The organism is Pseudomonas sp. NPDC089530, from assembly GCF_050280705.1.
In the GTDB taxonomy this organism is placed as follows: Bacteria; Pseudomonadota; Gammaproteobacteria; order Pseudomonadales; family Pseudomonadaceae; genus Aquipseudomonas.
The window spans coordinates 16270-22385 of record NZ_JBNNVU010000092.1 but is presented as its reverse complement, the minus strand read 5'-3'; the positions used below and the strand labels follow the sequence as shown (position 1 = coordinate 22385).

At 65.2% G+C, this 6116-nt stretch carries 5 protein-coding genes, 1 tRNA gene and 3 pseudogenes; 7 read left to right on the top strand and 2 right to left on the bottom strand.

Features of this window, described 5'->3' with window-relative positions; all coding sequences use genetic code 11:
- The 3 genes and pseudogenes from ACQKQA_RS25050 to ACQKQA_RS25040 all read left to right on the top strand — a co-directional run.
- Window positions 1-63, top strand: a pseudogene (locus ACQKQA_RS25050) (hypothetical protein); the annotation flags it as partial.
- Window positions 64-66: 3 nt separating this feature from the next.
- Window positions 67-162: pseudogene (locus tag ACQKQA_RS25045) on the top strand (hypothetical protein); the annotation flags it as partial.
- Window positions 163-282: 120 nt separating this feature from the next.
- A tRNA-Thr gene (locus ACQKQA_RS25040) sits at window positions 283-358 on the top strand.
- 98 nt (window positions 359-456) lie between these two features.
- On the opposite strand, the gene ACQKQA_RS25035 is transcribed toward ACQKQA_RS25040, so the two are convergent.
- The gene (locus tag ACQKQA_RS25035; protein ID WP_427563585.1) at window positions 457-1317 is read right to left on the bottom strand and encodes a LysR substrate-binding domain-containing protein; all 861 of its coding nucleotides are present in this window, start codon (window positions 1315-1317) and stop codon (window positions 457-459) included.
- A gap of 134 nt (window positions 1318-1451) precedes the next feature.
- Between ACQKQA_RS25035 and ACQKQA_RS25030 the strand changes: the two genes are divergently transcribed.
- The 4 genes from ACQKQA_RS25030 to ACQKQA_RS25015 all read left to right on the top strand — a co-directional run bounded on the left by ACQKQA_RS25030 (window position 1452) and on the right by ACQKQA_RS25015 (window position 5721).
- A complete protein-coding gene (locus ACQKQA_RS25030; RefSeq protein ID WP_427563583.1) occupies window positions 1452-2510 on the top strand; it encodes an agmatine deiminase family protein in 1059 nt (352 codons plus the stop codon).
- Window positions 2507-3415, top strand: a complete 909-nt coding sequence (aguB, locus tag ACQKQA_RS25025) for an N-carbamoylputrescine amidase (protein WP_427563581.1) — start codon at window positions 2507-2509, stop codon at window positions 3413-3415. The genes ACQKQA_RS25030 and aguB overlap by 4 nt, the downstream gene beginning before the upstream one ends.
- A gap of 2 nt (window positions 3416-3417) precedes the next feature.
- Window positions 3418-4521, top strand: coding sequence for an extracellular solute-binding protein (locus ACQKQA_RS25020; RefSeq protein ID WP_427563579.1), 1104 nt, complete (start codon window positions 3418-3420; stop codon window positions 4519-4521).
- A gap of 75 nt (window positions 4522-4596) precedes the next feature.
- Entirely contained in the window at window positions 4597-5721 is a 1125-nt protein-coding gene (locus tag ACQKQA_RS25015; RefSeq protein WP_427563577.1) for an agmatine deiminase family protein, read from the top strand.
- A 64-nt stretch (window positions 5722-5785) separates the two neighbouring features.
- Here the strand turns inward: ACQKQA_RS25015 and ACQKQA_RS25010 are convergent.
- Window positions 5786-6116, bottom strand: a pseudogene (locus ACQKQA_RS25010) (hypothetical protein); the annotation flags it as partial.

Sequence of the window (6116 nt, the reverse complement as noted above, 5' to 3'; positions counted from 1 at the left end):
GTCACCGGCCTGGGCAAGGCCTACAAGCAGTACCCGAACCGCTGGAGCCGGCTGTTCGAGTGGCGTCAGGAAGTGGAAGTGCTGGTACTGGACGTGGACAACCGCGGCCGTATCAAGCTGTCCATCAAAGACGTGGCAGCCGCCAAGGCTTCGGGCGTTTAACACCCCCGGCACCTTAGGTTGAACAAGCAAACGCCCCGACTGGTTCGGGGCGTTTTGCTGTGTGCCTGCCGAGAAACCGATATGGCAAAACCCCGGCCTCGGTGCTAGGTTTAGCCCACCGCCCGTGTAGCTCAGCCGGTAGAGCAGCGCACTCGTAACGCGAAGGTCGCAGGTTCGATTCCTGTCTCGGGCACCAGTCAACCGCTGCAAACAATCCTGGATCGTTCATCCGTTCCCACAAAACCCGCCTGGTGCGGGTTTTGTTGTTTCCGGCGGTCTGGGAGACTGCCCGGTTCAGTCCACCTCAAGCGCCCCAACCAGCCAGTCGCAGAAACTGCGGGTAAGGGCATCGCCTTCGCTGTCACGGTGCACCAGCCAGCTCCAGTTCGGGCCGCGTACCCGCTGTTCCGCCAGCGCCACCAAGAGTCCCTGGCTCCGGGCGCGGCCGGCCAGCAGTTGGCTGACCAGGGCTATCCCCAGGCCTTGGCTGGCGGCATCCAGCAGCAGGCCGGGGTCGGAAAAGTTCAGCCCCTGGCTGTGCTGGCCGACGTCGGCACCGCCTTGTACCTGCCAGTGGCTCCAGTCCATCTCGCGTTCGCCGTGCAGGGTGGTGCGCGCACTCGCCTCCTGTCCGAGCAGGCTTGGGTGGCAGGCGGGGTAGAGGCGGTCTTCCAGCAACACGCGAAAGCTGCATTCGGCCTGGGCGCTGAGGTCGTCGCGCACGGCGATGTCAATGGTCTGGGTGGTCATGTCCGGGGTTTCGTCGGTGGTCAGCAGCCAGAGATCGACCTGCGGGTTGCGCCGATGAAAATCCGCCAGGCGCGGCACCAGCCAGTGGCGGGCGAAGGCCGGGGTGGTGTTGACCACCAGTTGGTTGGGCTTGCGGTACTGGTCCAGGCGGCGGATGCCCACGGCCAGTTGCTGCAGCAGCGACTGGGTGGTGCTGAGCAGGTCGAAGCCCGCATCGGTCAGTGCCACGCTGCGACCGCTGCGAAAGAACAGCGGTTGTTCGAGGAAGCTCTCCAGGCTGCGGATCTGCTGGCTGATGGCCGACTGGGTGAGGTGCAGCTCTTCGGCGGCCTTGTGAAAACTGCCCAGGCGGGCGGCGGCTTCGAAGCCGCGCAGGGCATTCAGGGGTGGCCAGTGTTTCAGCATGATCGATAAGCCTTGCTAATCAGAAGTCCGCAAAATCTATCGTTTGTTGACGCGCATTGACAGGCCTAGCATGCACATCATGACCGAGGCCCCGGTTTTCAGTGATAAAAAAATCTTAACTGAAGGCATTTTTTATGCAAACCAACGATGCGCAGAACAGCTGGTTCATGCCCGCCGAGTGGGCCCCTCATGCCGCCACCTGGATGGCTTTTCCCCATAACCAGGCCCTGTGGGAAAACGGCTGGGGCGTGACCCTGGCCGACGTGCAACTCGACTTTGCCCGGGTGGCCAACGCCATCGCCCGCTTCGAGCCGGTGAAGATGGTGGTCGACCCTTCGGCGGTGGCCCGGGCCAAAGAACTCTGTGGAGCGAACGTCGAGCTGGTCGAACTGGCGATCAACGACAGCTGGTGCCGCGACTCTGGTCCGAGCTTCGTCTGCCATCCGCGCCTCGGCACTGCCGGGGTCAATTGGCGCTTCAACGCCTGGGGCGGCAAGTCCGCCTTCGACCTGGACGAAAGCCTGGCGCGGCGGATTCTCAATAGCCTCGGCCTGGAATGCTTCGACACGCCGCTGACCAACGAGGGCGGCGCTATCCATGTGGATGGCCAGGGCACGCTGATCACCACCGAATCGGTGTTGCTCAACGCCAACCGCAACCCCGGCATGAGCAAGGCCGAGATGGAGGCGATCTTCTCGCGTCTGCTGGGGGTGAAGAAAACCATCTGGCTGCCGGGCGACCCGGACTACGTCACTGGCGACATGACCGATGGCCACGTCGATGGCGTGTGTGCCTTCGCCAGGCCCGGCGCTTTGCTGGTGGACGCCACCCGCGACCAGTCCTCGGTGTACGCCGAAGTGGTGCGCGAAAACCGCCGTGCCCTCGAACTTGCCACCGATGCCCAGGGCCGGCGCTTCGAAATGCTCGAGCTGTTCGAAGCCAGCGACGCGGTGGACCAGGACGCCGAGGTGTTCTGTGCCTCCTACACCAACTTCTACATTGCCAATGGCGCGATCATCATGCCGGCCTACGGCATCGCCGCCGATGAGGACGCCGCTGCCACCCTGCGCCTGGCCTTCCCCGGGCGGGAAGTGGTGCCGGTGCGGATCAACCAGCTGGCCCATGGCGGCGGTGGCGTGCATTGCATCACCCAGCAACAGCCGGCCTGGCCGCTGGGCGGGGTGCGAGCATGAGCCTGCTGACCGTCGCCACCACCCAGTTCGCCTGCAGCTGGGACCTGTCGGGCAACCTCGACCGGGCTGAGCGTCTGGTGCGCGAGGCCGCCGCCAAGGGCGCGCAACTGATCCTGTTGCAGGAGCTGTTCGCCACTCCGTACTTCTGTATCGAACAGGACCACAAGCACCTGGCCCTGGCCGAGGAATACGGCCAAAGCGCTGTGCTCCAGCGTTTTTCCGAACTGGCCCGGGAACTGGGCGTAGTGCTGCCGCTGAGCTGGTTCGAGCGGGCCGGCAATGCCTATTTCAACTCGCTGGCGGTGGCCGATGCCGACGGCCGACTGCTCGGCGTGTACCGCAAGACCCACATCCCCAACGCCATCGGTTACCAGGAGAAGGAGTACTTCAGCCCGGGCGATACCGGTTTCCGTGTCTGGGATACCGCCTTTGGCCGTATCGGTGTCGGTATCTGCTGGGACCAGTGGTTCCCCGAGACGGCCCGCTGCCTGGCCTTGATGGGCGCCGAGGTGCTGCTGTATCCGACTGCCATCGGCTCCGAGCCGGGCGCCACCGGGCTGGATTCCCGCGACCACTGGCAGACGGCCCAGCGGGGGCATGCCGCCGCCAACATCCTGCCGGTGATCGCCGCCAACCGTGTCGGCGAAGAAGTGGCGACCACCGATCCCGAGCTGCGGATGCGCTTCTACGGCTCGTCCTTCATCACCGACCACAAGGGCCAGCTGCTGGCCGAAGCCGACCGCGACACCCCGGGTGTGCTGGTGCAGCGCCTGGACCTCGGTGCGATGGCCGAGGAGCGCCTGAGCTGGGGCATCTACCGCGATCGCCGTCCGGAAATGTACGGCCCGCTGCTGGGGCTGGACGGTCGCCAGACCCATACCCACTGGCAACGCCAGGGAGCCTGAGGATGAACGCCATGAAAAAACTCCTGGTCCTTGCGCTGGGCCTTGGCCTGGGCTGCGCGCAGCTCGCCGCCCAGGCCGAGGACAAGGTCCTGCGCCTGTACAACTGGGCGGATTACTTCGCCCCGGACACCCTCGCGGCGTTCACCCGCGAGACCGGGATCCAGGTCATCTACGACGTGATGGACAGCAGCGAGACGCTGGAAGCCAAGCTGATGTCCGGCCACAGTGGCTATGACCTGGTCTTCCCCGGCGATACCGTGGCCGAACGCCTGATGCACGCCGGCGCCCTGCAGAAACTGGACCCGGGCAAGCTTGAGCACCTGGCCGACATCGAGCCTGGCCTGCGCGCCTTGCAGAGCCGTTATCCGTACTCGCAGCAGGCCACCGTGCCCTACACCTGGGGCACCATCGGCCTGACCTGGAACCAGGCGCTGATCGACAAGCGCCTGAAGGACGCGCCGGTGAACAGCCTGGACCTGATCTTCAAGCCCGAACTGGCGGCGAAATTCGCCGACTGCGGCATCTCGATGATCGACTCGCCCGACGAAGTGCTGGCTGTGGTGCTCAACTACCTGGGGCGCGAGCCGCGCAGCAGCAAGCCGGACGACCTGGCCGAGGCGGTGGCGTTGCTCAAGGGCATCAAGCCGTATATCCGCAAGTTCCAGTCGCAGCCGGTGACCCAGCTGGTCAATGGCGACATCTGCCTGTCCCTCGGCTACAGCGGCGATATGCTCCAGGCCCAGCGCAGCGCCGACGAGACCGGCAAAGGCACGCACTTCCAGTACCGGATTCCGCGGGAAGGCACCACGGTGTGGATGGACACCATGGCCATCCCGGCCGATGCCCGGCACCCGGAGTACGCCTACGCGCTGATCAACTTCATCATGCGTCCGGCGAACATGGCGGCGATCAGCAATGCCACCGGTTATCCCACCTCCAGCGCCAAGGCCAGGCCGCTGGTCGAGGCCGGCATGCGCAACAATCCGGATATCTATGTGGACGAGGCCACCTACGCACGGCTGATCCCCGGCAAGGACATCCCGCAGCGCGACATGCGTGCGCGAATGCGTGCCTGGACCACCTTCAAGACCAGCCTTCACGACTGAAAACACCCGTGAGGGGGCGGGCGCCGGGCAACGGTTGGCCCTGCCCCTCGCGGCTTACCCGATAGAGGACCCTCCATGTCTACACGCCGTGACTTCATCAAACAGCTGATGGCGGCCAGCGGAATCGGCGCCGCCGCCACGCTAGGCCTCGGCTTCGGCGCCCCGCGGGTGTTCGCCGCCGCGGCCGGCAACTGGTACATGCCCGACGAACACGGCCCGCAGGAGCGGGTGATCCTGGCCTTCGGCGCGTCCTCCCGGGTCTGGGGGGACTGGGCGGGCGCGGTGAACGACACCATCGCCCTGCTGGCCAGGACCATCGCCCGCTACCAGCCGGTGACCGTGCTCTGCCGGGCCAGCCAGCTGGCGCAGGCCAAGAGCCAATGCGGCTCCGGCAATATCGATTTCCTGCCCCTGGCGCTGGATGACGTCTGGGTGCGCGATTACGGCGGCTGCTTCGTGGTCGATGGCGCGGGTGGCCTGGGCCTGGTGGACTTCAACTTCAACGGTTGGGGCGACAAGCAGGTCTCGGCCAACGACACCCGGGTGGCCGGGCCCCTGAGCGAGGAGATGGAAGCCGACTACCTTCGCAGCGCGCTGGTGGGGGAGGGCGGTGGCATCGAGGTGGACGGGCATGGCACCGCGATCATTACCGAGAGCTGCTGGCTCAACGACAACCGCAACCCGGGGCTGAGCAAGGCGCAGATCGAAGCCGAGCTGAAGGCCAACCTCGGCCTGCGCAAGATCATCTGGTTGCCGGGGATCAGGGGAAAAGACATCACCGACGCCCACGTCGATTTTTATGCGCGCTTCGTCAAGCCCGGGGTGGTGATCGCCAACCTGGACAACGATCCCGCGTCCTACGACTACGCAGTGACGCGCCGGCACCTGGACATCCTCAACGCCGCCACCGACGCCGACGGCCGCAAGCTGGAGGTCCACACCCTGCCGCCGCCCACCCGGATGCGCAGCAACCGCTATACCCAGGACAACCCGGATTTCGCACCGGGCTACATCAACTTCCTGCCAATCAACGGTGCAGTGATCGCCCCGCAGTTCGGCGACTCGGCGGCGGACCAATACTGCAAGAACCTGCTGACTCGGCTCTATCCGGGGCGGGTGGTGGAGCAGGTCAATATCGATCCGATCGCCGCCGGTGGCGGCGGCATTCATTGTGTGAGCAAGCATCTGCCACGCACCTGAGAGGCAGAGCCCATCAACGACAAAGCCCGCATCGGCGGGCTTTGTCGTGTCTATTGGCCTGGTATCACTTCACCCGGCGGCTCAGGTCCTCGAGGCTGCGCTTGAGTTGTTCCAGGTCCCGGTCCTGGTTGCTGACCTCGCTCTTTAGGCTGGACAGTTCACTTGCGCTCGCGCTGGAACCCGAGCTGCTGCCGCGCTTGAGGTCATCGACCTGCCTTTCCAGCTTGTCCAGGGTGCTGGCCTGACTGCTGACCGTGCTCTTGAGGCTGGACAGGTCACTGGAGCTCGAACTGGAGCCTGAGCTGCTACCGCGCTTGAGTTCCTCGATCTGCTTGCCGAGTTTGTCCAGTTCGCTGGCCTGGCTGCCGACCGTGCTCTTGAGGCTGGACAGCTCG